Annotated in this window: 23 protein-coding genes; 11 read left to right on the top strand and 12 right to left on the bottom strand. The window is 63.5% G+C overall.

Features of this window, described 5'->3' with window-relative positions:
• Nucleotides 1-360: 360 nt before the first annotated feature.
• The gene (locus VSR82_RS29645; protein ID WP_368587484.1) at nucleotides 361-1374 is read right to left on the bottom strand and encodes a LysR family transcriptional regulator; all 1014 of its coding nucleotides are present in this window, start codon (nucleotides 1372-1374) and stop codon (nucleotides 361-363) included.
• A gap of 199 nt (nucleotides 1375-1573) precedes the next feature.
• Here VSR82_RS29645 and VSR82_RS29640 point away from each other — a divergent pair, with 199 nt between their 5' ends.
• From VSR82_RS29640 to scpC, 3 genes are all read left to right on the top strand, one after another.
• The gene (locus tag VSR82_RS29640; RefSeq protein ID WP_498858296.1) at nucleotides 1574-3793 is read left to right on the top strand and encodes an FUSC family protein; all 2220 of its coding nucleotides are present in this window, start codon (nucleotides 1574-1576) and stop codon (nucleotides 3791-3793) included.
• Between the two features lie 138 nt (nucleotides 3794-3931).
• Complete coding sequence (locus VSR82_RS29635) at nucleotides 3932-4150, top strand: hypothetical protein (protein ID WP_152853807.1); 219 nt, start codon at nucleotides 3932-3934, stop codon at nucleotides 4148-4150.
• Between the two features lie 178 nt (nucleotides 4151-4328).
• The gene (gene scpC / locus VSR82_RS29630) at nucleotides 4329-5828 is read left to right on the top strand and encodes a succinyl-CoA:acetate CoA-transferase ScpC (protein ID WP_429457481.1); all 1500 of its coding nucleotides are present in this window, start codon (nucleotides 4329-4331) and stop codon (nucleotides 5826-5828) included.
• Between the two features lie 112 nt (nucleotides 5829-5940).
• On the opposite strand, the gene VSR82_RS29625 is transcribed toward scpC, so the two are convergent.
• The 3 genes from VSR82_RS29625 to VSR82_RS29615 form a co-directional block, all read right to left on the bottom strand.
• Nucleotides 5941-6195 carry a GlsB/YeaQ/YmgE family stress response membrane protein gene (locus VSR82_RS29625; RefSeq protein WP_176105653.1) on the bottom strand — a complete coding sequence of 85 codons (255 nt, stop codon included), beginning with the start codon at nucleotides 6193-6195 and terminating at the stop codon, nucleotides 5941-5943.
• Nucleotides 6196-6357: 162 nt separating this feature from the next.
• Nucleotides 6358-7065 carry an MgtC/SapB family protein gene (locus VSR82_RS29620; RefSeq protein WP_410849968.1) on the bottom strand — a complete coding sequence of 236 codons (708 nt, stop codon included), beginning with the start codon at nucleotides 7063-7065 and terminating at the stop codon, nucleotides 6358-6360.
• Nucleotides 7066-7540: 475 nt separating this feature from the next.
• Entirely contained in the window at nucleotides 7541-8704 is a 1164-nt protein-coding gene (locus tag VSR82_RS29615) for a metallophosphoesterase (protein WP_368587481.1), read from the bottom strand.
• 428 nt (nucleotides 8705-9132) lie between these two features.
• Between VSR82_RS29615 and VSR82_RS29610 the strand changes: the two genes are divergently transcribed.
• Nucleotides 9133-9480 carry a hypothetical protein gene (locus VSR82_RS29610; protein WP_368587480.1) on the top strand — a complete coding sequence of 116 codons (348 nt, stop codon included), beginning with the start codon at nucleotides 9133-9135 and terminating at the stop codon, nucleotides 9478-9480.
• A 59-nt stretch (nucleotides 9481-9539) separates the two neighbouring features.
• Here the strand turns inward: VSR82_RS29610 and VSR82_RS29605 are convergent, their stop codons facing one another.
• On the bottom strand, nucleotides 9540-10124 hold the full coding sequence (locus VSR82_RS29605; protein WP_429457484.1) for a malonic semialdehyde reductase: 585 nt from the start codon (nucleotides 10122-10124) through the stop codon (nucleotides 9540-9542).
• A 140-nt stretch (nucleotides 10125-10264) separates the two neighbouring features.
• Between VSR82_RS29605 and VSR82_RS29600 the strand changes: the two genes are divergently transcribed.
• The 5 genes from VSR82_RS29600 to yjfF all read left to right on the top strand — a co-directional run bounded on the left by VSR82_RS29600 (nucleotide 10265) and on the right by yjfF (nucleotide 16064).
• The gene (locus VSR82_RS29600; protein ID WP_429457486.1) at nucleotides 10265-10867 is read left to right on the top strand and encodes an alpha-ketoglutarate-dependent dioxygenase AlkB family protein; all 603 of its coding nucleotides are present in this window, start codon (nucleotides 10265-10267) and stop codon (nucleotides 10865-10867) included.
• Nucleotides 10868-11048: 181 nt separating this feature from the next.
• Entirely contained in the window at nucleotides 11049-12035 is a 987-nt protein-coding gene (locus VSR82_RS29595) for an ABC transporter substrate-binding protein (RefSeq protein WP_368587477.1), read from the top strand.
• A gap of 254 nt (nucleotides 12036-12289) precedes the next feature.
• A complete protein-coding gene (locus VSR82_RS29590; RefSeq protein ID WP_368587476.1) occupies nucleotides 12290-13930 on the top strand; it encodes a sugar ABC transporter ATP-binding protein in 1641 nt (546 codons plus the stop codon).
• The gene (locus VSR82_RS29585) at nucleotides 13927-14970 is read left to right on the top strand and encodes an ABC transporter permease (RefSeq protein ID WP_429457491.1); all 1044 of its coding nucleotides are present in this window, start codon (nucleotides 13927-13929) and stop codon (nucleotides 14968-14970) included. The genes VSR82_RS29590 and VSR82_RS29585 overlap by 4 nt, the downstream gene beginning before the upstream one ends.
• Nucleotides 14967-16064, top strand: a complete 1098-nt coding sequence (gene yjfF, locus VSR82_RS29580) for a galactofuranose ABC transporter, permease protein YjfF (protein WP_410849964.1) — start codon at nucleotides 14967-14969, stop codon at nucleotides 16062-16064. The genes VSR82_RS29585 and yjfF overlap by 4 nt, the downstream gene beginning before the upstream one ends.
• A gap of 109 nt (nucleotides 16065-16173) precedes the next feature.
• Here the strand turns inward: yjfF and VSR82_RS29575 are convergent, their stop codons facing one another.
• On the bottom strand, nucleotides 16174-17190 hold the full coding sequence (locus tag VSR82_RS29575) for a phosphatase PAP2 family protein (protein ID WP_429457493.1): 1017 nt from the start codon (nucleotides 17188-17190) through the stop codon (nucleotides 16174-16176).
• A 296-nt stretch (nucleotides 17191-17486) separates the two neighbouring features.
• Here VSR82_RS29575 and VSR82_RS29570 point away from each other — a divergent pair, with 296 nt between their 5' ends.
• Both VSR82_RS29570 and VSR82_RS29565 read left to right on the top strand, forming a co-directional pair.
• Nucleotides 17487-18434, top strand: a complete 948-nt coding sequence (locus tag VSR82_RS29570; RefSeq protein WP_429457782.1) for a polyphosphate kinase 2 family protein — start codon at nucleotides 17487-17489, stop codon at nucleotides 18432-18434.
• A gap of 45 nt (nucleotides 18435-18479) precedes the next feature.
• The gene (locus VSR82_RS29565) at nucleotides 18480-21236 is read left to right on the top strand and encodes an HAD-IC family P-type ATPase (RefSeq protein ID WP_498858295.1); all 2757 of its coding nucleotides are present in this window, start codon (nucleotides 18480-18482) and stop codon (nucleotides 21234-21236) included.
• Nucleotides 21237-21256: 20 nt separating this feature from the next.
• Here the strand turns inward: VSR82_RS29565 and VSR82_RS29560 are convergent, their stop codons facing one another.
• From VSR82_RS29560 to VSR82_RS29535, 6 genes are all read right to left on the bottom strand, one after another.
• Entirely contained in the window at nucleotides 21257-22066 is an 810-nt protein-coding gene (locus VSR82_RS29560) for a class I SAM-dependent methyltransferase (protein WP_429457496.1), read from the bottom strand.
• 634 nt (nucleotides 22067-22700) lie between these two features.
• A complete protein-coding gene (gene mdcH / locus VSR82_RS29555) occupies nucleotides 22701-23633 on the bottom strand; it encodes a malonate decarboxylase subunit epsilon (protein ID WP_429457498.1) in 933 nt (310 codons plus the stop codon).
• Entirely contained in the window at nucleotides 23633-24331 is a 699-nt protein-coding gene (locus tag VSR82_RS29550; protein WP_429457500.1) for a malonate decarboxylase holo-ACP synthase, read from the bottom strand. Before VSR82_RS29550 ends, mdcH begins: the two co-directional genes overlap by 1 nt.
• Nucleotides 24331-25146, bottom strand: a complete 816-nt coding sequence (mdcE, locus tag VSR82_RS29545) for a biotin-independent malonate decarboxylase subunit gamma (RefSeq protein WP_429457502.1) — start codon at nucleotides 25144-25146, stop codon at nucleotides 24331-24333. Before mdcE ends, VSR82_RS29550 begins: the two co-directional genes overlap by 1 nt.
• A complete protein-coding gene (locus VSR82_RS29540; protein WP_410849958.1) occupies nucleotides 25143-26027 on the bottom strand; it encodes a biotin-independent malonate decarboxylase subunit beta in 885 nt (294 codons plus the stop codon). The genes mdcE and VSR82_RS29540 overlap by 4 nt, the downstream gene beginning before the upstream one ends.
• The gene (locus VSR82_RS29535; protein WP_176123180.1) at nucleotides 26024-26344 is read right to left on the bottom strand and encodes a malonate decarboxylase subunit delta; all 321 of its coding nucleotides are present in this window, start codon (nucleotides 26342-26344) and stop codon (nucleotides 26024-26026) included. Before VSR82_RS29535 ends, VSR82_RS29540 begins: the two co-directional genes overlap by 4 nt.
• Nucleotides 26345-26346 lie beyond the last annotated feature (2 nt).

Below are 26346 nucleotides of genomic sequence, written 5' to 3'. Positions count from 1 at the left end.
GAACAGGACCGTGAAACGACTCCACGCCGATGATAGTGCGGATTGCCCGTGTGAAAGTAGGTAATCGTCAGGCTCCCCCACAAGCCAGAAACCCCACCCCCAGCGGTGGGGTTTTTGCGTTTACGCGACCGAAATCAAAAGCAAGATCCTCGACCGAGAGCAAACAATAAGCGTGGCCGGAAGCCGTTGCCGTCCACTGGCGAAAGCAGCCTGTTTATCGACGGCGACCATTACGTCGCCCATATGGCCAAGCCTGACGCGCCAAGGGTGCTCTCGTGTTTTGAACACTTCAACGAGCGCCACCCGCACCGAGCCCTGAAATACCGCTAGCTGCGCGAGTTCAGGCGTGCTGCAGCGAGTTCACAGACCTAACGGTGTCCGCATATCCTGAGTGACGGGGACGACAACTCTACCCATCTGCACTGGGTCATCCACGCATCCCATTTGCCCGACCTCGGCAAGCAACGCTTCGTCGCGCGCGATCACCTTGGGCAGATGCGAGCGCAAGAATTCGACCCACGTGCGAGTCTTTGCATCGATGAATTTGCGCGACGGATAGAGCGCATAAACAGTCGTCTTCTGCAGCGTATATTCCGGCAAAACGCGCACCAACGTGCCATCGCGTAACCCGGAAATGGCTGCGTAGAGCGGCACCATGCCGATGCCCATGCCTTCGCGGATCGCCACAATCAGCGATTCGGCGATGTTCACATGCACTGGTCCATCGACTTCCATCAACTCACTGCCGTTCGGGCCGTCGAGCGTCCATTCATGTGGCGGGAACGCCGGCGTATGAAGGATCAGACATTCGTGATGCGCAAGGTCAGCCGGTTGTTGGGGCGCGCCGTGCGCGCGCACGTAAGCCGGCGATGCGCACAGGATGCTGAACGTCGTCCCCAGCGGAAACGACACGAGGTCCGAATTAGGCAGCATCGATGCGCCGATCACGGCCACATCGGCGCTGCCTTCGAACAGATCGGGCATGCGCTGTGACAGCGTCAACTCGACGGTCACATCAGGATAAAGCTCGCGATAACGCGAAATAGCCGGCAGTACGTAGTGCTGGCCGATGCTCGCAAAGCTATGCATGCGCAGCGCGCCGGTTGGTCGCTCGTGTGCGCAACTGGCTTCTTCTTCCGCAATATCCACATCCGCGAGGATCTGCTGCGATCGCTTCAGATAGCGCTCGCCGGCGGTGGTCAACGCAAGCCGACGCGTCGATCGATTCAGCAGGCGCGTGCGCAGATGTGCTTCAAGTTCCGAGACCGCGCGAGACATCGCGCCGGTCGTTGAATTGAGCGATTGCGCGGCCGCGGTGAAGCTACCGGCTTCAACCACGCGCACGAACACTCGCATATTTTGTAGCGTGTCCATCAAATCTTCTGTTTCATGACCAAGGTCATATTTTCCGTCAGTCCCGAGGCACTATTGTTGTCCGTTCTAGAACAGATGTTTTGCACTCGTCGTCTTAATGCGTGCAACGGGGACTCCTACAATCGGCGCCTCGCCTGTCGGTGTCAGTGATTCTGCCCGGAGGCTCTCTCAGCGACCACGAGGGGTGCACTGTTTTCAGATGAAACCCGATCATGCGATCGAGCCGTCGTCGGATTTATTCGGTCCGCGCGGTGTCATGCGGCGACGACTCGGTCGAGCCAAACTCAATCGGGTCGTGCGCGACTGGGCCAGCAGCGACGGTCTGACCTGGCTTCATCTGCTGAAGACGGTAACCGCCGGTCTGCTGGCGCTGGGCATCGCGATGCTGCTCGATCTGCAGCAGCCGCGCATTGCGATGACCACGGTTTTCGTGTTGATGCACCCGTTCAGCGGCATGGTGCTCGCGAAGAGCTTCTACCGGATTCTCGGAACTGCGGGAGGGACCGTGGCCGCGCTCGTGCTCGGCGGGCTGTTCGCCCAGCAGCCCGAACTGTACATGCTCGGCATGATCGCATGGGTGAGCGCCTGTATTGCTGCGGCGGTGCGGTATCGGCATTTCAGATGGTACGGTTTCGTGCTCGCGGGTTACACCGCCGCGCTGATCGGCATTCCGAACGTGATGACGCCCGAGGGACTGTTCCTCGCCGCACTCGCGCGCGCGGCGGAAGTGGCGGTTGGCATCGTGTGTTCGAGCGCGGTCAGCGCATTGCTGCTGCCGCAGCGCTCGAGCCTTGCGCTACGACGTAACCTTCGGATCAGGAACGCGAATTTTACTGCCTTTGCTGTCGATGTGTTCGCAGGCGGGCTCGAGCGCCATCAGTTCGAACGGCGTTTCGCGGACTTCGTCGACGAAATCGCGGGCTTCGAAGCAACGCGTACGTTCGTCGCATTCGAAGACCCGGCGATGCGCTCGCGCAGTGCGCATCTGGCGCGTCTGAATAGCGAATTCATGGATGCATGCGCGCGTCTGCATGCGCTAAATCAGTTGCTCAAACGGTTGCGGGCGAGCGGCGCAGTGTCGATACTCGCGGCCATCGGTCCATACCTCGACGAACTGGGAGCCTTGTTCGAAGCACAAGCACAAGTTGAAGCAGGCGTCGAAGCCTCGCACGCAGCAGCCGATCTGCGGCTCTTTCGAGCGAACCTGCCACGCCGGGTACGTGAAACGAGGCGGCCACTCGAAGCCGCGTCCGCGGAATCGCTTGCGGACTTCGACACGGCAGCCGAATTGCTGTATCGATTCGTGGGCGAATGGATGAATTATTCGCAAACGTATTCAAGCTTGTGGCGCAAAACAGAAAGCCCGCAGCAAAGCCTGCGACGCAGCTCGAGCCCACAAAGGAGCCACTCCCCGAGCAGACCTGTCAGCCGCACAAACCACTTCGCCGTATTGTTCACGTTTCTGCGCTCGGCTGTCGTCATCGGGATCGCCGGCGCGTTCTGGATCGCGACCAACTGGCCGAGCGGCGGCCTTGCCGTGATCGGCGCAACGCTGGTCTGTGCGTTGACGTCCACCGCGCCAAGCGCTACCAGGATGGCCATGCAGATGGCGATCGGCGCGGTGCTCGCGACGCTGACAGGCTACGTGTTCATGTGCTACGTGTATCCCAACATCGATGGTTTCCCGCTGCTTTGCGCGGCACTCGCGCCGGTGCTCGCACTAGGCGCATTCATCGCGACACGTCGCGGCGCGTCGGGGTTCGGCATCGGCTTTTCGGTGTTCTTCTGTCTGCTGGCCGGGCCGGATAACATCGTCAGCTACGTGCCTGATCTGCTGATCAACAACGGCATCGCGCTGACCGCGTCGATGTCGCTCGCGGCAGTTGGATTCGCGGTGGTCTTTCCCGCCGATATGCGCTGGCTGATCGACCGGATCATGGGCGACCTGAGAGCGCAAACGGTATCGGCATGCAAGGAGGCCCTGCCGGGTCTGAACCGACGTTTCCAGGCGGGCACGCACGATCTGACTTCACAACTGCGCGTGCTGCTGACGCACCGTTCGCGACGACGGCGCGACGCGCTTCGCTGGATGCTCGCGACGATCGAAGTAGGTCACGCCGTCATCGACCTGCGCAACGAAGCCGCGCGCGCCGAATATGCCGACATGCTTCAGCCGCGCTGGCGCAGCGTGATCGAACACACCTGCGACGATCTCGCCCGGCTCTTCGAACGCCCCGATCCCGGTTCGCTCGAACGCGCACTGGTCGCCGTGCGCTCGGCAACCTGGCTCGCGCAAGACATGCTGCGGACCGTGCATGCCGAGCGCGACCGGCGTCACAATCTGCAGCGCATCCTGAGCTGTCTGCACTTCATTCGTAGCGCGTTGCTCGACAAAGACGCGCCGTTCAATCGTCGCTGAGCCATGCTTCGTGGATCTTTCTGCCAGATGGAAAGATCCCTTCCAGGCGGCCCCGTTAATCCGCTTAGGTGACGGTCATATAGTTGCGTCACTGCTTCGCAGTAGTGGTCGCAGTAGCCGTAAGTCCTGGAGAGTGAGATGAAAGTGTTGAAGTTGGTCCTGATCGCCTGTTCTTTGTCCACCGCTGCCGCCGCCTATGCACAGACGGCGCCGGCCGCGCCGGACCAGCAGGTTGCGCAGGCGGATAGCCAGCGCGCCGATAAGGGTGCCGCGCGCAAGCATGCGGAAGCGCCGAAAGCGAAAGCCGACGAATGCGTTGGGCCGATGAGCTTCTGCAACATCTTCTTCGGCAGCTGAGTCCGGCTGCTTCACGCGCAACAACCTGTCGCGGACCCTGTCACGCGACCCAACACCTGCTCGCGACGCCGTCCGATCGAGACGCCGCAGCGGGTGCGGCAACCGCCTATTGAGCGAAGCACACCGCAGACGTGCGCACCAGTAGACGGAGCTGGCGACTATGGAGAGACTCCCTTTCATGTACGAAGACCGAATTCGCTGCGCCGCGCTGCGCGAAAAAATCACCAAGGCCGCCGACGCGGCGCTTCTGATTCACGACGGCATGCGCGTTGGCGCAAGCGGCTTCACGCGCGCGGGCGACGCGAAGGCGGTGCCGGTCGCGCTTGCCGAGCGTGCGCGCCAGTTGGGCGAGCCGCTGCGCATCACGCTGATGACGGGCGCCTCGCTCGGTCATGACGTCGACCGCATGCTGACCGAGGCGCACGTGCTCGCGCGCCGTCTGCCGTTTCAGGTGGACAAGACGCTGCGCGACGCAATCAATCGCGGCGAAGTGATGTTCGTCGACCAGCATCTGTCCGAGACCGTCGAGATGCTGCGCGCGAACCAGCTCGGCAAGCTCGATGTCGCGATCATCGAAGCCGCCGCGATCACGGAGAGCGGCGGTATCGTGCCGACAACTTCAGTCGGCAATTCGGCCAGCTTCGCGATTCTCGCGGACAAGGTCATCGTCGAGATCAATCTTGCGCAGCCGCTCGAGCTCGAAGGCTTGCACGACATCTGGATTCCGGGGCGCCGGCCGCATCGCGAGCCGCTGCCGATCGTGCGCGCGCAGGATCGCGTCGGCACTCCCGCTATCGAGATTCCGCCCGAGAAAATCGCGGCGATCGTGATCACGGACATGGCCGACAGCCCGTCCACGGTGCTCCCCGCGGATCGGGAAACCGCGTTGATCGCCGGACACCTGATCGAATTTTTCCAGCACGAAGTCACGCGTGGCCGTATGCCGAAGCAGTTGCCGCCGCTGCAGGCCGGTATCGGTACGATCGCCAACGCGGTGCTGGCGGGCTTCGTCGATTCGCCGTTCGATGTGTTCGAAATCTATTCAGAAGTCTTGCAGGATTCGACGTTCGATCTGATGGACGCCGGCAAGGTCGCGTTTGCGTCCGGCGCGTCGATCACGCTGTCGGCCGCGCGGCAGGCGCAGGTGTTCGGCGATATCGAGCGCTATCGCGACCGGCTCGTGCTGCGTCCGCAGGAAGTCAGCAACCATCCGGAGGTGATTCGGCGGCTCGGTCTGATCGCGCTCAATACCGCGCTCGAATTCGATATCTACGGTAACGTCAATTCGACGCATGTCGGCGGCACGCACATGATGAACGGCATTGGCGGCTCGGGCGACTTTGCGCGTAATGCGTCGTGCGCGGTGTTCGCGACCAAGTCGACCGCGAAAGGCGACCGCATTTCGAGCATCGTGCCGATGGTGCCGCATTGCGACCACAACGAGCACGACGTCGACGTCGTCGTCACCGAGCAAGGTCTCGCCGATCTGCGCGGCCTCGCGCCGCGCGAACGTGCGACGCTGATCATCGAGCATTGCGTACACCCGCGGTATCGCGAACTGTTGCGCGACTACTACCGCGATGCGTTGCGTTGGGGAGGGCAGACGCCGCATTGCCTCGATCAGGCATTTGCATGGCATACGCGGCTGCGCGAGACGGGCTCGATGCTGCCGGGCTGATCTGCAACGCCCGCGGCACCCGCAATCGCTGCGATCAACACAGCAGAAACAGGCAACAAAAAAGCGCCAGCGGCACGAGCCCGCTGGCGCTTGATGAAATCGGACGCTGCGCTCAGGAGCCTCGTCGCACGAGCCGGATAATAAACAGCAGAATGACCGCGCCGATCACCGCGGTGATGATCGAGGCGATCCAGCCGCTGCCAATAGAGATATGCAACACGCCCGCGAGCCAGCCGCCGATGAACGCCCCGATGATCCCGACGATGATGTCGACGATCAGGCCGAAGCCGCCACCCTTGACCAATACGCCCGCGAGCCAGCCAGCGATCGCGCCGATGATGAGCCATGCAATGATGCCGTGTTCCATATTCGAGACTCCCTGGTTGAGTGTGAACAAATCACGGTGACAGAGCTTAGTCGAAGGTTATGGGACGGTCCGCGTTCGGGACGCGGAATTGACACTATCTGAATCTGCTGCAAGCTAAGTGTAGACGATGCGCGCGAACAGAGGAGACTTGCGCACAGCGCTTCACTCGGGTGTCGGTTCCGCTTCCCGCGCGGTCCAACTGACGCTGGACACGCTCTTTTCCATGCTCAGGCGGCTCGCCATCTGTTCGAGCTTCGATTGATCTTTCGGATGCATCGTCAGCGTCGCCGTCACGCGAATGCGCGCCGGCTCGTCCTCGACATCCTCGCTCGTCAGGCTCTGGAACGACAGCGGCGCCGAGTACATCGAGTTGGAAATCGCGGTGCGAATGTGGATCTCGTCGGCTTCGCGGCAGACGATCGTCAGCACGTACTCGCGCACGAGGTCGGCGTTTGAAACCGGCGTCTGGTTGATCATCCGGCTCACTTCACGCAGTACGGTGTTGGCCAGCAGCACGACCGCGGTGCCGGCGAGCGCCGGTCCGTAATGTCCCGCGCCGCTCAATACACCCACGGCCGCCGAGCACCACAGCGTCGCCGCGGTGTTGATCCCCTGGATCGAGCCCTTGTCGCGCATGATGACGCCGCCGCCAAGAAAGCCGACGCCGGACACCACATAGGCCGCAATCTGCGTAATGCCGCTGACGCCGTTGCCGGTCAGCACGCCGAGCGTGACGAACAGGCACGCGCCGCTTGCCACGAGCGTGATCGTGCGCAGGCCGGCAGTGCGCTGGCGGATCTGTCGTTCGAGGCCGATCGCGACGCCGCAAGCAAAAGCGGTCATCAGACGCAGGAAGAATTCGAGTGTCATCGTTCAGAAAGGTTGGCGTGGGCGCTGTCGCAGTGTGAAGCCTACGCGTGAGAACATCAGATCGTCTACCTCGTGCAGGGCAAGTTCATGCGGGCGGGACGAAATACGCGCGCACACGCGTGCAGCGGCCGGAGCGTGCGGTATCGGCATGGCATCGCGCCACGCGGTGCTTTACCGGCAGTACGCGAATGACAATGAAATGGGAGCGACGTGCGCCATCGAGCCCGAGGGCAGGACGGCGACAGAAAAGACTGACGCGGAAATCCTGCGGCTCAGGCGAGCGGGCAAATCGATACTCGGCTCGTACAGCTGCTACTGTCCAAGATCGTGATTCCGGTTAGAAGAATTGCGCGAATTTTAGGGGGCTGCGCAAAGATCAGTCAAGCCGCGAGCGGCACGGAGTGTGCATTTAGTGTTGCCATAGCCCTAATGCTGAAAGGCTGCAATTAATTGCTCCGGACTGCGAATGTTGAGTTCAATCGGGTTCGCCCGGTACGAGTCTCAACCGTGTGATCTCCGAAGGCGCGCCGAGTCGTTTGGGCGGTCCCCAATAGCCCGTGCCGCGACTCGTATAAACCCATAGTCCGTCCAGACGCGCGAGGCCCGCCGTAAACGGCTGCTGCAGCCGCACGAAGAAATTCCACGGAAAGAACTGACCACCGTGCGTATGACCCGACAACTGCAGCGTGAAGCCGGCCGCCGCGGCCGCTTCGGCCGAGCGCGGCTGATGCGCGAGCAGCACCCTGATCAGCACGTCCCCCGGCGCGCCGGCGAGCGCCGCAACCGGGTCGCTGCGGTGCGCGGGGTCATGATGACCCGCCGAGTAATCGGTGACGCCGGCGATCACGGCGCGCGCGCCGTCATGATCGACGATCACGTGTTCGTTCAGCAGCACCCGCAAGCCGAGCCGGCGGAATTCGGCGATCCACGAGTTCGCGCCGGAGTAGTACTCGTGATTGCCGGTCACGAGAAACGCACCGTGCCGCGCGGCGAGCCGCGACAGCGGCTGCGTATGCCGGCTCAACTGCGGCACGCTGCCGTCGACGACATCGCCCGTCACCGCGATCAGATCCGGCTCGAGCCGGTTCACCGCGTCGACGATCGCGTCGACATAGCGGCCCTTGATCGTCGGGCCGACGTGGATGTCGCTGATCTGCACGATCGTGAAGCCGGCGAGTTCGGCAGGCAGATCGTCGATCGGTACTTCGATCGTGACGACGCGCGCGCGACGGCGCGCGTTGAACAGGCCGATCAGCGTCGACAGCAGCGCGAGCAGCGGCACGGCCGCCGCCGACCCGGTGCGCCAATGCGCGATCGTAAGCGTGTTCGGCCAGATCGCGTCGATCGTCAGCAGCGACGCCAGCATCAGGTCGCGCGCGAACGTCAGCACCAGCAGCGACGAGAAAAAGCCCATCGCGAGCAGGCCGACCCATGCGAGCCGGTCGCCGAGCGGCTGGCGCTTGAAGCCGCGCGCCATCATGCCGACCGGGATCAGGTAGATCGACAGCACGAGCCACAGCACGCACAGTCCGCGGCCGGCCGAGTCGGTCGGCATGTCTGGAATCAGGCGCAAACCAACGTAGATATGCAGCAGGATGCCAATCAGGATGATGCGCACAAGAAACGATGAACGTCGCATAAAGAGGATCAGGACGGGAAGGGGGCCAAAGGGCCGGCATCACAGCGACAGCGCGGCGGCGATCCATTGGCGGGCAGTGCTTGCGTGCGCGACGGTTAGCGAACGCGGCGAATCATTCTACCGACATGTTCGGTCCCTTGCCGTGGCTGCAAAATTCGTGCTCCGGCACCGCACGGCACGCCCGCCGGAAGGCGCCGGGACGAGCCACGACACGGCTTCGCCGGGGCAGGCGCGTTCCGTGCTCAGCAGATACTTACAAGAGCACGCGCGACGCATTTAATGCCTATGCAAACGAATTAAATGGGCTTTGAATTGTGTCCATGTGTGGAGTATGCTTGAAAGCAAACAGCTTGTTGCCGGGGCAGCGCAGGGCGCTTCGGCCATGACTGGTTCTGTCGCCGGGAAAGATCGGCGGGGGGAGGCACACCATGAAGCTGCTCAAATCGGGCCACCTGTGGCATCACGCGGACGACGTGCATCATGCTCATCATCCGCATCATGTCGGATACGAGGGTAGCCATGTGATGTTGCCGCTCGTCGGCATCTCGCTGATGGCGATTGCGCTTTACATCGCCGTGCGCGGCTTCGATTTTTCCGAGCTCGGCAAAAGCGCGTTGTTCGATGTCGTGATGGTGTGCGTCGCGCTCGGCATCGCGGGGCTGTTCGGCGCGGTCGGCGCGTGGCTGCGCTCGAATGGCGACGAAGCCGAAGAGGGCTTCTGCTTCGTCGGCGCGTTGATCGGCACCGTGGTGTTTTATATCGCGCTGCTAACCTGACGCGATTCGATTCAACGGGTGGCACGACACCCGCCGCGCCATCCATCATCAACGCACCGTCACGCTATCCGCGCCGCTTCGTCGAACGAAAAACGCGGGCTGCGAGGAAACAGCTTCGACGGATCGCCATAGCCAAGATTGATCAGGAAGTTCGACTTCACCGTCGTACCTGTAAAGAACGCTGCGTCGACCTTGGCCTGATCGAAGCCCGACATCGGCCCGGTGTCGAGACCGAGCGCACGCGCCGCGAGAATCAGATAGCCGCCTTGCAGCGTCGAATTCCGAAACGCCGTGTCCGCGATCAACCGCTCGTTGCCGACGAACCAGCTGCGCGCATCCGCATGCGGAAACAGTTTCGGCAGATGCTCGTAGAAGGCCATGTCCATGGCGACGATCACCGTGACCGGCGCTGCCATCGTTTTCTCGAGATTGCCGGCCGACAGCGCCGGGCGCAGTTTCTCCTTGCCCTCCGGCGTCCTGACGAACACGAAGCGGCCCGGACTCGAATTGGCCGAGGTCGGGCCGAGCAGGACGAGTTCCATCAACTCGCGCAGCACGGCGTCGTCGATCGGTTTGTTCTGCCAGCCGTTGTGCGTACGCGCATCGCGAAAGAGCTGTGCGAGCGCCTGATCGGAAAGTGTCATGGAAGTGATCCCTGCAAAAGAATGGAGGGAACGCGCGGAGCCGCGTCGAATGAAAGAGCAATGCGCGTGAATCAGCGCGTGAGCCGTCGTCGCCATAATAGCCAAGGTTTTTACTCGTCCGCTTGCATCCAGGCATTCCGATGAACACCGATCTTTTCAACGACCTGCCGACCCCCGACGTCGACTGGTATCCCGACTGGCTCGCAACGGCCGACGCCGAACGCCTGCTCGCCCGCCTGATCGACGAAGTGCAATGGCGCCAGGACATGATGGGCACGCCTGGGGGCCGTGTTGCACTGCCGCGTCTGACCGCCTGGCAGGGCGAGCCGGATGCGGTGTATGTCTACTCCGGTATCCGCAACGTGCCGCAACCGTGGACGCCCGCCGTCGCTGAACTGAAGGCCGCCGCCGAGGCGACCAGCGGCGCGCGTTTTAACAGCGTGCTGCTGAATCGTTACCGCAGCGGCGCCGACAGCATGGGCTGGCATGCGGACCGCGAGCCCGAACTCGGCAAGCAACCGGTGATCGCGTCGGTGAGTCTCGGTGTCGCGCGCAGGTTCGATCTGCAGCACAACCGCAGCGGCGTCGTGCAATCGTTCTCGCTAAAGGGCGGCAGCCTGCTCGTGATGAAGGGCGACACCCAGGCGCAGTGGCGTCATCGGGTGCCGAAGGAGCCGCGCGTGAGCGGCGAGCGCATCAATCTGACGTTTCGCTGGGTCACCCCGAGAGTGACGCCGACCTGACTCACCGAGCGGCAATGCTCTGATCGACGCGCTATACCAAAATTGATATCGAGGGCGCGAATCATATGATTGGACGGTTAACGCGTCGCACAGTACGCTACATCACGATCCATGCGCCGTGAGGGCCACGAGGGCCGGGCTGACCGCTGGGTCGTCTACACAACAACGATTGGAGACTGTCATGGCGAATTCACGACGTGCCGCGTGTCGCGCTCTGGGCGCGCTCGCGCTTTCCGCGAGTCTCGGAGTGCTAACGCTGGCCACCCCAGGCGCGCATGCCGAGGACAAGAAAATAACGCTCGGTTTTGCGCAGGTCGGTGCGGAAAGTGCATGGCGCACCGCGAATACCGAATCGGTGAAGTCGGCGGCGGCGGATGCCGGTATCAACCTCAAATTCTCCGACGGGCAGCAGAAGCAGGAAAACCAGATCAAGGCGATCCGCTCGTATATCGCTCAGAAGGTCGACGTGATCGCGTTCTCGCCGGTCGTCGAATCGGGCTGGGAACCGGTGCTGCTCGAAGCCAAGGCCGCGAAGATTCCGGTGATCCTGACCGACCGCAACATCGACGTGAAGGACCCGTCGCTGTACGTGACGATGATCGGCTCGGACTTCCTCGAAGAAGGACGACGCGGCGGCAAGTGGCTCGCGGAGAACTACAAGAACGATAAAGGCCCGATCAACATCGCCGAGCTGCAAGGCACGGTCGGCTCCGCGCCGGCGAATGACCGCCACGCGGGTCTGGTCGAAGTGATCAAGAGCGATCCGAAGTTCAAGATCATCGCGTCGCAAAGCGGCGACTTCACGCTTGCCGGCGGCAAGCAGGTGATGGAAGCGTTCATCAAGACCTACGGCAACAAGATCAACGTTGTCTATGCTCATAACGACGACATGGCCCTCGGCGCGATCCAGGCGATGGAAGAAGCCGGCATGCATCCGGGCAAGGACGTCGTGGTGGTTTCGTTCGACGCAACCAAGGGCGGCTTCCAGGCGATGGCCGCTGGCAAGATCAACGTCGACGTCGAGTGCAGCCCGCTGCTCGGACCGCAGCTGATGACGGCGGTGAAAGACGTGGTGGCTGGCAAGCCGCTGCCGAAGCGCATCCTGACTCAGGAGACTGTCTTCCCGATGAGCGTCGCTGCGCAAACTTTGCCGTCGCGTAAGTACTGACGCGACGCGCAACATCGCCGCGGCATCGCTCGCGCGAGTGCCGCGGCGTGTGCGGTGTTCAGGCGCCTGGGCCGACGCGGCCCGCGGCGCGAAGGAGATGTGCAGTACGGACGCATCGAACAGGTTTCTCCAGTGGTGCCTGACCGCCCGGGCTGCTTCCTTCTGCAGCGGGCGGTCTCTTTTCAGGAGCCTGCGTCCGCGGGAGCATGCCGCTGGGGCCTGCCGAACCATGCATAGCCGATCGAGCGAGGTCCATGACCCAATCCGCTACCGAACCGACTCAGCCGGACCAGCCGCAGCGCGGCACGCCACCGGGTGCGCGAAGCCAACAGAATGACATGAGCGCGCGCGAACCGATCCTGGCGACTTCCGGCGTCAGCAAGACATTTCCGGGCGTGAAGGCGTTGCAACACGTCGACTTCCGCCTGTTTCCCGGCGAGGTCCATACGCTGATGGGCCAGAACGGCGCCGGCAAATCCACGTTGATCAACGTGCTCACCGGCGTGCTCGCACCCGATGCGGGCACGATCCGCCTCGGCGGCGAGGTGGTCGCATTCGCGTCGCCGCAGGAAGCCGAGGCGGCCGGCGTGCGCACGCTGTACCAGGAAGTGAACCTGTGCCCGAATCTGTCGGTCGCGGAGAACATCTTCGCGGGCCGGCAGCCGCGCCGCTTCGGCGCGATCGACTGGCCCGACATCAAGCGCCGCGCGCAGGAAGCGCTCGCGCGCCTCGACGTGTCGCTTGACGTCACGCGCTCGCTCGACGCCTATCCGATCGCCGTGCAGCAGATGGTCGCGATCGCGCGAGCGTTGTCCGTCGATGCGCGCGTGCTGATTCTCGACGAGCCGACTTCGAGCCTCGACGACAGCGAAGTCGCGCAGCTATTCAAAATCCTTCGCCATCTCAAGCGATCGGGCATCGCGATCCTGTTCGTCACGCATTTCATCGAACAGACCTATGCGATCTCCGATCGCATCACGGTGATGCGCAACGGCGAGCGCGAAGGCGAATATCTGGCGCGCGATCTGTCCGCGGATCAGCTGGTCGCGAAGATGGTCGGCCACGAGCGCATGAGCGCGCGTCTGCGCGAAGCAGCCCACGAAGGGCAGGCCGCCGACGATCTGCAGGAAGTCGCGCACGATCACCCGGAAGAAGCAACGGCCACGCAGCCGTTCATCGAACTGCGCGGCGTCGGCCGTCGCGGCACGCTACAGCCGATCGATCTCGAAGTGCACGCCGGCAAGATACTCGGCCTCGCGGGACTGCTCGGCTCGGGGCGCACCGAAACCGCGCGTCTGCTGTTCGGCGCGGATCGCGCGGACAGCGGCACGATCCTCGTCGAAGGGCGTCCCGTGCGGCTGCGCACGCCGCACGACGCGGTGCGCCACGGCATCGGCTATTGCGCGGAAGACCGCAAGAAGGAAGGCATCGTCGCCGAGCTGTCGATCCGCGAAAACATCATGCTCGCGTTGCAGGCGCGGCGCGGCTGGTGGCGCAAGATCAGCCGGCAACGCGCGCGCGAACTCGCCGATATGTGGATCGAGCGGCTCGGCATCAAGGCGTCCGATGCCGAGCAGCCGATCGCGCTCCTGTCCGGCGGCAACCAGCAGAAGGCTCTGCTCGCGCGCTGGCTCGCAACCGATCCCAAACTGCTGATCCTCGACGAGCCGACCCGCGGTATCGACGTCGCCGCCAAGTTCGACATCATGGACCGGCTGCTCGCGTTGTGCGCGAACGGCCTGTCCATCCTGTTCATCTCGTCGGAGATCAGCGAGGTGCTGCGCGTCAGCCATCGCGTCGCGGTGCTGCGCGATCGCCGCAAGATCGCCGAGGTGGCCGGTAAGGCATCGAACGAAGACAACATCTACCGACTCATCGCAGGGAGCGGCGAATGAAGCTATCGAACTGGTTCGCGCGCGACGGCGTCGAACGTCCGCTGGTGTGGCCATGCGTGACGCTGGTATTGCTGTGCGGACTGAACCTGCTGGTCAATCCGCATTTTCTCGCGCTGCGCATGCTCGACGGTCACCTGTTCGGCGCGCCGATCGACATCCTCAATCGCGCGGCGCCGCTCGTGCTGGTCGCGATCGGCATGACGCTCGTGATCGCGACGCGCGGCATCGACATCTCGGTCGGTGCGGTGGTCGCGATCGCCGGCGCCGCGGCCGCGACGATACTCGCGACCCAGGCCGTGCCGAGCGGTGCGCTGATCGTGCAGGCGCTGTTGGCCGCGCTCGTCGTCGGCATTTTGAGCGGCATGTGGAACGGAGTGCTCGTCGCGTTCGTCGGCATGCAGCCGATCATCGCGACGCTGATCCTGATGGTCGCCGGCCGTGGCATCGCGCAACTTCTGACCGCCGGGCAGATCATCCCGATCGGCGCGCCCGGCTATCTGTTCGTCGGCGGCGGCTACTGGCTCGGCGTGCCGTGCTCGGTATGGATCGCGGCGGTAGCCGTGCTGGCGACCGCCGCTTTGGTGGAGGGCACGGCGCTTGGCCTGTTCATTCGCGCGATCGGCGTGAACCCGGTTGCGACGCGGCTCGTCGGCTTGCGCTCGAAGGCGATCGTGTTCGCGGTGTACAGCTTCTCCGGTTTGACCGCGGCGTTGGCCGGCATTCTGATCAGTTCGAACGTGCGCAGCGCGGACGGCAACAACGCGGGCCTGCTGCTCGAACTCGACGCGATTCTCGCGGTGACGCTCGGCGGCACGTCGCTGCTCGGCGGCCGCTTCAGCTTCGCGGGCACGGTGCTCGGTGCGCTGATCATCCAGACGCTCACGTACACGACCTATTCGATCGGCGTGCCGCCGGAAGCGACACTCGTCGTCAAGGCGGCCGTCGTGCTCGCGGTCAGCGTGATCCAGTCGCCGGCGGCGCGCGCGCTCGCCGTGTCGTTCGGCGCGTCGCTGGTCAAATCGCGCGGGGTGGCACGATGACGCGCTTTCTCGAAGCACTCGCCCGCGTGGTCGATCCGCGCACGCTGCCGATCGCGGTGACGGTCCTGTTGTTCTGCGCGCTTTTCGGCTTCGGTTCGGTGATGTACACCGGCTTCTTCTCATGGCAGGTGCTGCTCGATCTGCTCGTCGACAACGCGTTCCTGCTGATCGTCGCGATCGGCATGACGTTCGTCATCGTGTCGGGCGGCATCGACCTGTCGGTGGGCTCGATCGTCGCGCTGACGACGATCGTCGCAGCCGTGCTGTCCGAGCACATGCACGTGTCGGTGTGGCTGATCATTCCGCTCGTGCTATTGATGGGCACGGTGTTCGGCGCGGTGCAGGGCGCGCTGATCCACTACTTCCGCCTGCAGGCGTTCATCGTGACGCTGGCGGGGATGTTCTTCGCGCGTGGCCTGTGCTTTCTGATCACGACGCAGTCGATCACGATCACCGATCCGACGTTCAAGGCGATCTCCGCGTTCCGTCTCAACGTTGGCGTCGGTTCGGTATCGGCGAACGTGCTGATCGCGCTCGTGGCGCTGGCGGCCGCGATCTATGTCGCCCATTTCACGCGCTTCGGACGCAACGTGTATGCGGTCGGCGGCAATCCGCGCTCGGCGCTGCTGATGGGGCTGCCGGTCGCGCGCACGCGGGTCGGCGTGTATGCGCTGAGTGGCTTCTGTTCGGCGCTTGGCGGCGCGGTGTTCACGTTCTATGTGCTGTCGGGTTATGGGCTGCAAGGGCAAGGCATGGAGCTCGATGCGATTGCAGCGACGGTGATCGGCGGCACGCTGCTGACCGGTGGTGTCGGTTATGTGGTCGGCTCGCTGTTCGGCGTCGGCATTCTCGGCACCATCCAGACGCTGATTACGTTCGACGGCACGCTCAGTTCGTGGTGGACGCGGATCGTGATCGGCGCGCTGCTGTGCGCGTTCTGTTTGCTGCAACGGTTGATCGAGCGGCATGCGAAGTCCGTGCGTCGGCCCGGCGGCACCAATGCGGTCACGACGACGGGGCATGGGCACGGACATGACGAGCCGTCGACGGCGGCATCGTCGGATTCGCAGGTGTTGGGGCGGGCGCCGGGCTAAGGCGCTTCCTTCCAGCGTTTCAAACGGCGGCGCCCCGTTCTTCCGGGCGCCGCTTTTCCATCAGTCGATGCGACATTTGCGCGATCCGCGCGCTGCCGGGCTATGCGCATCAGGGAAGCGAATCGATCGGCGCGACGCCGGAATAGACGGCGCGCTTGACGACATCCGCGGATTTGCGCGTCGCCAGCAGGTGCATGCAGCCTTTGAGCGCTGCGATCGAAAGCGCACTGAGTAGCAGACCCGCAATCACATCGGCGAGATAGTGACCGCCTTGGGTCGGTGTCGACAGGATCATCGTCAGGTTGAGCGGAACCGCAAACAGCAATAACCGCGGGATGCGACGCAGCGCATAGATAAAGACAATACCGAGCGTCGTGTGAAATGACGGCATCGACACCATACCTTGCGCTGGCACCATGATGAATGTCCGCAGCGTGCCGTCGCGCAGTGGATAAAAGTCCGAGACGGTAGCCGACGTGTTGGGATCCGCAATGCCGAAATGCAGAAATGCGCTCGAGGCGGGAAGCGGAGTCGCAATCAGAAGCAGCAGAAGGCCCGACAGCATGAAGAGCAGCACGAACTCCGACAGTTCGTCGCGTCGGCCTGCAAGCCCGAGAATGATGGGAATCGCAAGCCCTTGCGCGAGCATGCTTGCGTAGGCGATCTCAAGAATGTGTTGAAGCGCCGGATGCGAGCGCACCCATGAATAAACGCGCAGCCAGTGAAAGCCGAAGGCGCTGTCGAATGCCAGAAGACGCTCGTCGATGAGCGGCGCGTCGACGGTTGCGCACAGGTACTGCAGCAGGTCGAAAGCGGCGACGAAGGTCAGCAGCAGGGTGAGCCAGGCGAGTGTGACTGCCATTTCACGGCAGCGCAGCGTTCGGGTCAATGGCGCGTAGCGGCGCAGTTGTGCGAACGCGAGCAGTCCGATCACGATGAACATCGAGATTGCGGCGGCTTGCGCGAGATTGGCGACGCCGTCGCCCGGCACGGTGTAGCCGTTGCCGGCGACCCAGAACCCGTCGAGCGCGGTGACGAGAGCCACGAGGGCCCAGCCGCTCAGGTATCGGATCAGGTAACGCTCGCTACCGCGCTGTTCCCCGTGTTCGTGTTCGTGGCTCGACATCGTGCTCGTCCATTTTTTGTGGGTCCGGTCCGGTAAAGGACAAGCACAGGTAATGCCTATCGTCTGCCGGCCTTGTCGTGACTGGGGCCGACGGGATCGGCAGGGGGTGATCGACCGGCCCGGATGTCCGGAATGTTGCAGCATTAAGACGCGCGTTTTCCGTCGCGATGCAAATGCGCAGCGTCGTTGCGGATGAGCACGTTTTCCGCTTGTGTGACCTATTATCAGAAAGAGTTGTGACCAGTACGACCGCGGTTGCGATGCAACTGATTGCAGGTGTCGTGGGGAAACAAGCGATGGTTCGCACGGAAATACTCAACGCGCTGCGGGCATACACCGATCCGTTTCGCGTCACGAGCGGCAAAGATTTCTTCCTGAAGAATTTCGATCCCGGCGAGACGCTGGGACTCAAAATGCATAAGGAAGAGGCGCAGCAACTGCTCCAGCGCGGATCGAAATGGCTCGCGATGGAGCAGGAGATCCTCTACGCGCAGGATTCCTGGGCCGTGCTGCTGGTATTCCAGGCCATGGACGCCGCCGGAAAGGATGGGACGATCAAGCACGTGATGTCGCGCGTCAATCCGCAAGGGTGCGATGTCATCTCGTTCAAGCAGCCGTCGGATGAGGAACTCTCGCACGACTTCCTTTGGCGCTATTCGAGGAAAGTGCCCGAGCGCGGGCACATCGGTATTTTCAACCGCTCGTACTATGAAGAGGCGCTGGTGGTGCGCGTGCATCAGCATCTGCTGCGTGCGCAGAAGATTCCGCCGGTACGGGTCGGCAACGACATATGGGACGAGCGGCTCGCCGACATCGCGCGCTTCGAAGACTATCTGACGCGCCAGGGCGTGGTCATAGTCAAGTTCTATCTGAACCTGTCGTACGGGGAGCAGAAGAAGCGATTCATGGAACGCCTCGACAATCCCGACAAGAACTGGAAGTTTTCCGCATCCGACGTTCGCGAGCGTCGCTACTGGAACGACTATATGCGCGCCTATGAAGAGGCCATCCGCGCGACGGCCTCCGAAGCGGCTCCGTGGTACGTCGTGCCCGCCGACAACAAGCCTTTCACGCGCCTCATCGTCGCGGCCGCGATCGTCGAGGCCGTCGAGAAGCTCGACCTCGCCTATCCGAAAGCGACGCCAGAGCAGATGAAGGATCTCGCCGCCGCGAGGGAGGAACTCGGCGCTGAAGTGGTGGACGAGACGAGACCCGATCAACCCGGGGACGATTCAGATCATTGAGAGCGGCCCCCTGACCCGAAATCACTGGAACCGGGAGACACGAGGATGAGCTCAGTTGAGAGTGCGACGCCGTGGCATGCGATGCCGGCCGGTGACATCGAACGGCAGTTCAACGTCGATCCCGCGCAGGGCCTGGATGCCGCGGAAGCGGCCGGGCGGCTCGCCACCTATGGGCCGAACCGCCTGCCGCAGGGCAAGAAGAGAGGGCCGGTCGTACGCTTCCTGATGCAGTTCCACAATATCCTGATCTACGTGCTGCTGGTGGCCGGTTTCATCAAGTTCATGATGGGCCTGTGGCTCGATGGCACGGTCATTCTGGCCGTCGTGATTCTCAACTCGCTGCTCGGCTTCATTCAGGAAGGACGCGCCGAGAAGGCGCTCGATTCGATTCGCAACATGCTGTCCGCCGAGGCGCGTGTGATGCGTGGTGGAGCGGTTCGCTTGATCCCCGCCGATGAACTTGTTCCTGGCGACATCGTGCTACTGGAATCGGGCGACAAAATCCCGGCGGACATGCGTCTCGTCGACGCGAGGAATCTGCACACGGAAGAAGCGGCTCTCACGGGCGAATCCCTCCCGGCCGAGAAGAGCACCGCGCCGGTGCCGGCCAAAGCGACGGTCGGCGACCGCGAGAACATGGCGTTCTGCGGCACGATGGTCCTGTCGGGCCGGGCAACCGGCGTCGTGGTGACGACCGGCAGCCAGACGGAGCTCGGCCGGATCAACCAGATGCTCGCCGAAGTCAGCGCGCTCGAGACGCCGCTGCTGCGCCAGATCAAGAAATTCGGCTATGTGATCACGGCAGTGATCGCCGTTGTCAGCGTGCTGCTGTTCTCCTATGGGCATTGGCTCGGACACATGACGTTCGTCGAGCTGTTCCAGGCCATCGTGGGGATTGCGGTGTCGGTGATCCCGGAAGGCCTGCCGGCGCTGATCACCATCACGCTCGCCATCGGCGTGCAGCGGATGGCGCAGCGCAACGCCATTATTCGCCGCCTGCCGGCGGTCGAAACACTGGGCGCCGTGTCGCGCATCTGCTCGGACAAGACGGGCACGCTGACCCTGATGGAGATGATGGTGACCTCCGCCGTGACGGCGGAAGCGGGCTATTCCGTCACCGGCGACGGCTACGCCAGCGAAGGACAGGTCAGCGCCGATGGCAAGCCGCTCGGCGCCGCGCCGGACGTGCTGAAGCTGATGGGCCGCGTGTCGCTGTTGTGCAACGACGCGGAGCTTTTCGAGGAAGAAGGGAAATGGAAAGTGGAGGGTGACCCGACCGAGGGCGCGCTCTATCCGTTCGCCTCCAAGCTGGGGATGGACCGTGCGGCCGAGACCGCGGCCGCGCCGAGGGTCAACGTGATTCCCTTCGAGTCCGAGCACAAGTTCATGGCGACGCTGAACCGCTCGGCCGACGGCGAGATGCTGCTGGTCAAAGGCGCGCCGGAGGTGATCATCGATCATTGCGACCGGCAGCAGACGGCGCAAGGGCCGATGCCGCTCGATCGCGAGCATTTCGCAAGAGAGGGCGACCGGCTCGCCGCGCAAGGCGAGCGCGTGCTCGGGCTCGCGTGGCTGCCGGACCCGGGCCTGCGCACAGGGACGCTCGGGCCGCAGGACCTGCCGCGCACCCTCGTATTGCTCGGCCTCGTGGGCCTGATGGACCCGCCGCGCAAAGAGGCGATCGAGGCCGTGCGCGAATGCCAAGGCGGGGGCATCCGCGTGACGATGATCACGGGCGACCACAAGATCACGGCGGCGGCAATCGCAAGAATGCTGGGCATCGGCGACGGCAAGACTGCGGTGTCGGGCACCGAGATCGAGGCGATGAACGACGCGGCGCTGCAGGAATGCGTGCGCAGCGTCGACGTGTTCGCGCGCGCGAGTCCCGAGCACAAGCTGCGGCTCGTCAAGGCGATCCAGGCGAATCGGCAGATCGTCGCGATGACGGGCGACGGCGTCAACGACGCGCCCGCGCTGAAGAAGGCAGACATCGGCGTCGCGATGGGGATCAAGGGTACCGAGGTGACGAAAGAGGCGGCGGGGATGATCCTCGCCGACGACAATTTCGCGTCGATTTCCGCGGCGGTGAAGGAGGGGCGCACGGTCTACAACAACATCGAGAAGGCGATGCTGTTCATGCTGCCGACCAACATCGCGCAAGGCGCGGTGATCGCGGTGGCAATCCTGTTTGCCTTCACGCTGCCGATCACGGCGCCGCAGATCCTGTGGGTCAACATGGTGACTTCGGTCGCGCTCGGCCTAACCATCTCGTTCGAGCCGCACGAGGCCGACGTGATGCGCCGCTCGCCGCGCGCAATCGACCGGCCGATCGTCACGCGTTTCGGCATCTGGCGCATCCTGTTCGTCGGCGCTGCGCTCGTGCTCTATACGCTATCGACCTTCTTCTGGATGAAGTCGCACGGCGCGTCGGATGATCTGGCGCGCACGGCCGCGGTCAACGCGATTACGCTGGGCCAGGTGTTCTATCTGCTCAACATCCGCTATCTGCTCGATTCGTCACTGACCGTGCGCGCGCATATGGGCAATCGCCATCTGTGGTACGGGATAGCCGGGGTCGTGGTGTTGCAGCTTCTGTTCACCTATACGTTCCCGTTCCAGGCCGTTTTCCACACCGAGGCTTTGCCGTTGTCGGCGTGGGGGTGGCTCTTTGCTGGTGGCGTCCTGTTCTTCCTCGTGGTGGAACTGGAGAAGCTCGTCTTCCGACTCACCCCCGCATTGAGAGGATTCGTGACTTCGCAACAGGAGGGCGGCGCGGCCTTGCGCAATGATCCGGCGGGGTAGGCCGCCTTGGCGGCCTACCGCTACATCTCATGAACGCGGCGGAGAATGAAAAACAGATTCGCTGAGACTGCATTCACGATTGGTATGCGCTCGAAAGGCCGGTTCAGCTTCATGCCGATATTGGCCAGTGCATTGAGCGCTCCGCCGCCCTTTATGCCTTTTGCGAACGTTGGAAAGACCTGATGATAGCCGCATTCTTCCAGTACGAATCCCGACCTGAGGAACAGGCGCTTCGCGTCGCTGAGACTGTACAGCCGGTTATGGCCCGTGTACTTCTTCATCACTCTGCAGGCGTTTTCAGTTGCCGATAAACGGTTAGGCAAAAATGTGATTATCAGCAAACCGTTGTCTTTCAGCACGCGCCATAGCTCATCGATGCTCTTTTGTTCGCGAGCCACGTGCTCGAGTACACCGCTTCCAATCACTACATCGAATTGATTGTCTTCGTACGGCAGCAGAAATTCATGATCGAGCGCTGCGAAAGATAATCCGGCGTACTGATGGAATTCCGCGAATTGTCCATCGTTGCATAGGTCGCAGCCATATATCTCGATGTCCCGGTAAAGCGTACGAAGCATGCACGAATCTGGGGCGTGACGGCATCCCCAGTCGAGCACTTTCATTCCACGCTTGACATACGGTGCATAAATTTCGAACGCGCGCACATGGCGATCGAGACTGGCGTCGTTGGCAATAACCGATTGCACATAGTCCCGGTATTCACCATCGGCGCGATGTGCAAGGTAGTCCTGGCAAAGCTTGGCATAAGTCATCCTGACCTGCTGCAATTCATTGCTCGGAATCGTTTCAGTGTCGATGGGTCTATGCATATCTCCCTCATATCGGTGCGAAAGCGGAGTTCTGCGCAACTCGTTTCCAGACTGCCGGCTGTTGCTACATGTGTGACATCAGCTCGAAAAATTCGCGGGAAGTTGATCAGTCTGAATTTGAATCCCGATGGACCGCGTTTGCTGAGACCTGCTGCTCCAACCGCGTTGCGGTTCAGATTTTGTGTAAAGCTTTGTGTAGCCGAACTATCGTTCGAGGGCGGTGCACGCGACATGTGTCGCAGGCAAACCGGCAAGGGAACCACGGAGAAAAAAATGCCGCGATAGTGCGGGACAACTCATGGATCCCTCTTTCCGAGTGCGCGCGCATGGGAGTGCGCTCGAGAACGGGTCGACTTCTTTCAAGGATAGCAGTTGGTCCCTCCGCAATTGGCCAGGAATCTCCACGTTTCGCGCCTTATTGTGATGGTTTTGCGCCCTCTGCGCCCGTTGATGCGGTCCAGACCCGTCCCGCCGGGTCTAAATGGGCTCTGCAACGTATGCAAATGAAATATCCGGGCGGAAATATGGATTCACGCGCGGCGGCGTTGCGTTCGGGCAGACAGCGGGGCGAATCTTGTGTTGTTCAGCGGCCGACACATTCACGAGTCGACCGGAAGGTTGATGAGCAGCCGCCTTAGCCACGCTCGAGGCGCCTGCGCACGGTCCCGACCAGTCTGTCGAACGGCAATGCACTGGCAGCCAGCGCGCTGGTCTCCGAAAAATGCTCGCTCACGATATCCGTCAACACTTGCCCTGGCGGCGCCTCGACCAGCACGTGCGCGCCCATTTCCTGCATCACGGTGAGCGCATCGAACCAGCGCACGGTGTAGCGCATGTTCGTCGCAAGGTCTTCGCGGATCGCGTCGGCCGTATACAACGGCCGTCCACCGCGATTGCCGATATAGATGCCGCGCGGTCTTTCAAAACGCAGCTCGCGCGAGTACGCGAGCAGTTCGTCGCTCGCATGCGCGAGCAAGTCGCAATGCGAGGGCACGCTGACCGCGAGCCGGGTGGCCTTGCGCGCGCCGGCCGCAAGTGCGCGTTCGATGAACATATCGAGCGCATCGTTTGCGCCGGCCATCACGATCTGGCGCGGCGCATTGACGTTGCCGATATACACGCGTTGCCGCAGCTCTTGCGCCTGCTGCGCGACGAGCGTTTCCACCTGCTGCTCGTTCAAGCCGGATACGGCCGCCAGACCATAGCCCGACGGGTAAGCGGTTTCCATCAGTTCGGCGCGCCGCCGCACCATCATCAAGGCATCGCGAAACGGCACCGCGCCGCTACTGACCGCTGCCGGATAAGCGCCGACCGACAGCCCCGCGCTGATTTGCGCCACCAATCCTTCATCGGCGAGCGCGCGTGTGATCGCGACGCCCGCGATCGTCAGGCCCAGTTGCACGGCGACGGTCGAATCCAGAGCGTCGAGTGAGTCGAGCGTCAGTACGTCGATGCCGAGCGTGTCCGATGCTTCAGCGAACGTGTCCTGTACCGCGCGAGGCCGCGGCAGTCGATTCAGAAAGCCTTCGCTTTGCGCACCCTGCCCGGGGAAGATAAGCGCGAGCATCAGATGGCGCCATCCTGCGCAACATCGGCCCACGGATTGGCGATCAAGCGGGGACCGCTCGCATGGCGGACCAGCACGCGCGCCTTGCCCGCAGCCCACTCCGCGAGCGCGACGCCGCCGGCGGGCGTTTCGAGTTGTGCATCGATGCGTACACCAAGACGCGCTGAGAGCGTTTGCAGTTGCTCCAGCAAAGCACCCGCGACATTCATCGCCAATGGTTCGGGCACACGGATCAACAGATCGAGATCGCTGGCTTCGCTAACGGCGGGAACGTGCGTCGCGAGTTCGAATCCCGTGCTGCCAGAAGGACCCCAAACGAATCCAGAAAGCGGACCGCTCCGGTCACGTTGCAACGAATTCAGCGCAACGAAAGAAGGCAATGCATCACGTCCGGGATCAGGTCGCGCCTGCGCCAGGGACTCCGGCGATACGGCGCCGACGATATCGTCCGCATGCGCCCACGTGCCGTAACGCTGCGCTCGCTCCGCGCCGCGCACGCCGATCGCGACGAAACCTTCGGCGGCGCGCGCGCGTCGGACGACCGCGTACGGTGCGCGTTCGAATGCTTCGCGAAGCCACGCCGGTTCGTCATCGAGCGCATCGAGCCGTCGCAAGCGCAGCAGATCATGCGGCCGCCAGCGCGGGTCGCACGACGCCGCGCAAGCGGTCGGGAAGGGCGCAGCCGCGCACACGCGCATCAGACGGCGTCCCACTGTTCGGCAAGGCGCCGCCGCACCTCGATCGACGCCGCGCGAGTCTGCCGCGCCGCCGCCGATTCCAGCCGACGCGCGAGCGTCCGATCGCCGTCGCGCGCGCTGCGGATCTGTTCGACCAGCACAGTGCGCACGCGCTCGATCTGCGCCGCGTCGGGCGCATCGGCGTCGACGCCGTCGATCAGCTGATCGAGCAGCCCCAGCTTCCCGAACGACGCCATCGAATACGACATCGGCACGATCGTCTCGCCGAGTTCGTCGAGTTCTTCGACAGTGCGGCGCGTGACGCGCGCGGCCGCTTCCTTGCCCATCGCATGGACCATCGTGCCGGGCACATCGAGCGCGACGATGCGGTTCGCCTGATAGCCGTGCGCGAGGAACGCGCCCGACATCGCCGGACCGACGATCAGCGCGATCACCGGATGCCCGGCGTCGCGTGCGCTCGCGTAGGCGTCGACGGCGGCCGCGCAGGCGAGGTGGATGCCGAGCATTTCCTCGCGATAGCCATACGCCTGGCTTTTCACGTCGACGATCGCGACGATCGGGCGGCGCGTGCCGGCGCCTCGATCGGCGTCCATGACTTCGCGCACCGCGCGCGCGAGTTGCCAGCCTTGTTCGAGCCCGACCACGTTGCTGGTCGCGCGCGGAAAGCGGTTCGCGGCATCGGGCACGACCGCGATGAAGCGCGCAGTGTCGCCGCCGAGCGGCGCATCGCCGCTCCAGACGGGCGCCGCACTCGACGATTCGCCGGCCAGTGCGTTGAACCAGCGCGCGCCGCGCGTGAGTGTCGTGTCGCTCATGGCTGCTCCTTGTTCGATATATCGCCCGCCTGCGGGTTGTACGCATCACGCATTGTCTCGGGCGTGACGCTCGCCGGATCGATCCGCGCGAGCCGCTGCAGGAAGGTGTCGACCTGCTCGCTGCGATGCGCGGCCGGCACGCCCTGCGCGAACGCGGCGAGCACGGCGGCGCGCACCGCGTCGGCATCGTCGTCGACGAGGGTATCGGCGAGCGCGCTCGCGACGCGCTGCTCGCCGCCGATCAGTTGCCACACGCGGCGGCGATCGCTCGCATCAAGTTCTTCGATACCGGCTTCCTGCTCGATCACTTCGGGTCCGTTCATGCCGAGCCGTCCCTGCTTCGTCACGATCAGATACGAGCACAGCGCGGCCGCGAGCGACATGCCGCCGAAGCAGCCGACCATCCCCGCGATCACGCCGACCACCGGCACGTGCCGGCGCAGCGCGACGATCGCCGCCTGAATCTCGGCGATGACTGCGAGCCCGAGGTTCGCTTCCTGCAACCGCACGCCGCCGGTCTCGAACAGTACGACCGGGCGCACGAGCTTGCCGCGCGCGCAGTCGCGCCGCGCCATCTCCAGCGCCGCGGCGATCTTGCTGCCCGACACTTCGCCGATGCTGCCGCCCTGGAACGCCGATTCGATCGCCGCGACCACGGCCGGTTCGCCGTCGATCGTGCCGCGCGCGATCACACAGCCGTCGTCGGCCTGGCAGACGATGCCCTGCATGGGCAGCCATGGCGACGCGATGCGGTCGAACGGTCCGAGCAGTTCGCGGAAGCTGCCCGCGTCGAGCAGCGAACGGGCGCGCTCGCGCGCGGGCAGTTCGATGAAGCTCTCGTGCAGCAGCGGGGCACGGTGAATGCTAGCGCTCGTGCTCATACGCTGTCTCCTTCCTCGGCCGCTTCGACCGCCTCCGCGAGGCGCAGCGCGACCACGCCCGGCGTCGCGCCGAAGTCGTTGATCTCGATGTTCGCGGCGCCGTCGTAGCGCGTAAAGAAGCGGTCGAGCACGCTCTTCCAGATGTGGCTGTAGCCGTCGACGCTGGTGCGCACGACCACGTGCGCAGCAAGCGCCGAGCCGCCTGCATCGGCGGCGGGCGACAGCAGCACTTCCAGATCGCCCGAGCCGACCACGCCGACGTGCGCGCGGGTCGTGACGGCGCGTTGCGCCGGATAGTCGAAGGTCAGATGTTCCATGA

The organism is Burkholderia sp. JPY481, from assembly GCF_038900515.1.
Taxonomy (GTDB): Bacteria; Pseudomonadota; Gammaproteobacteria; order Burkholderiales; family Burkholderiaceae; genus Paraburkholderia; species Paraburkholderia youngii.
Note: the sequence above shows the minus strand (reverse complement) of the source record. Positions and strands in the feature narration are given on the sequence as shown.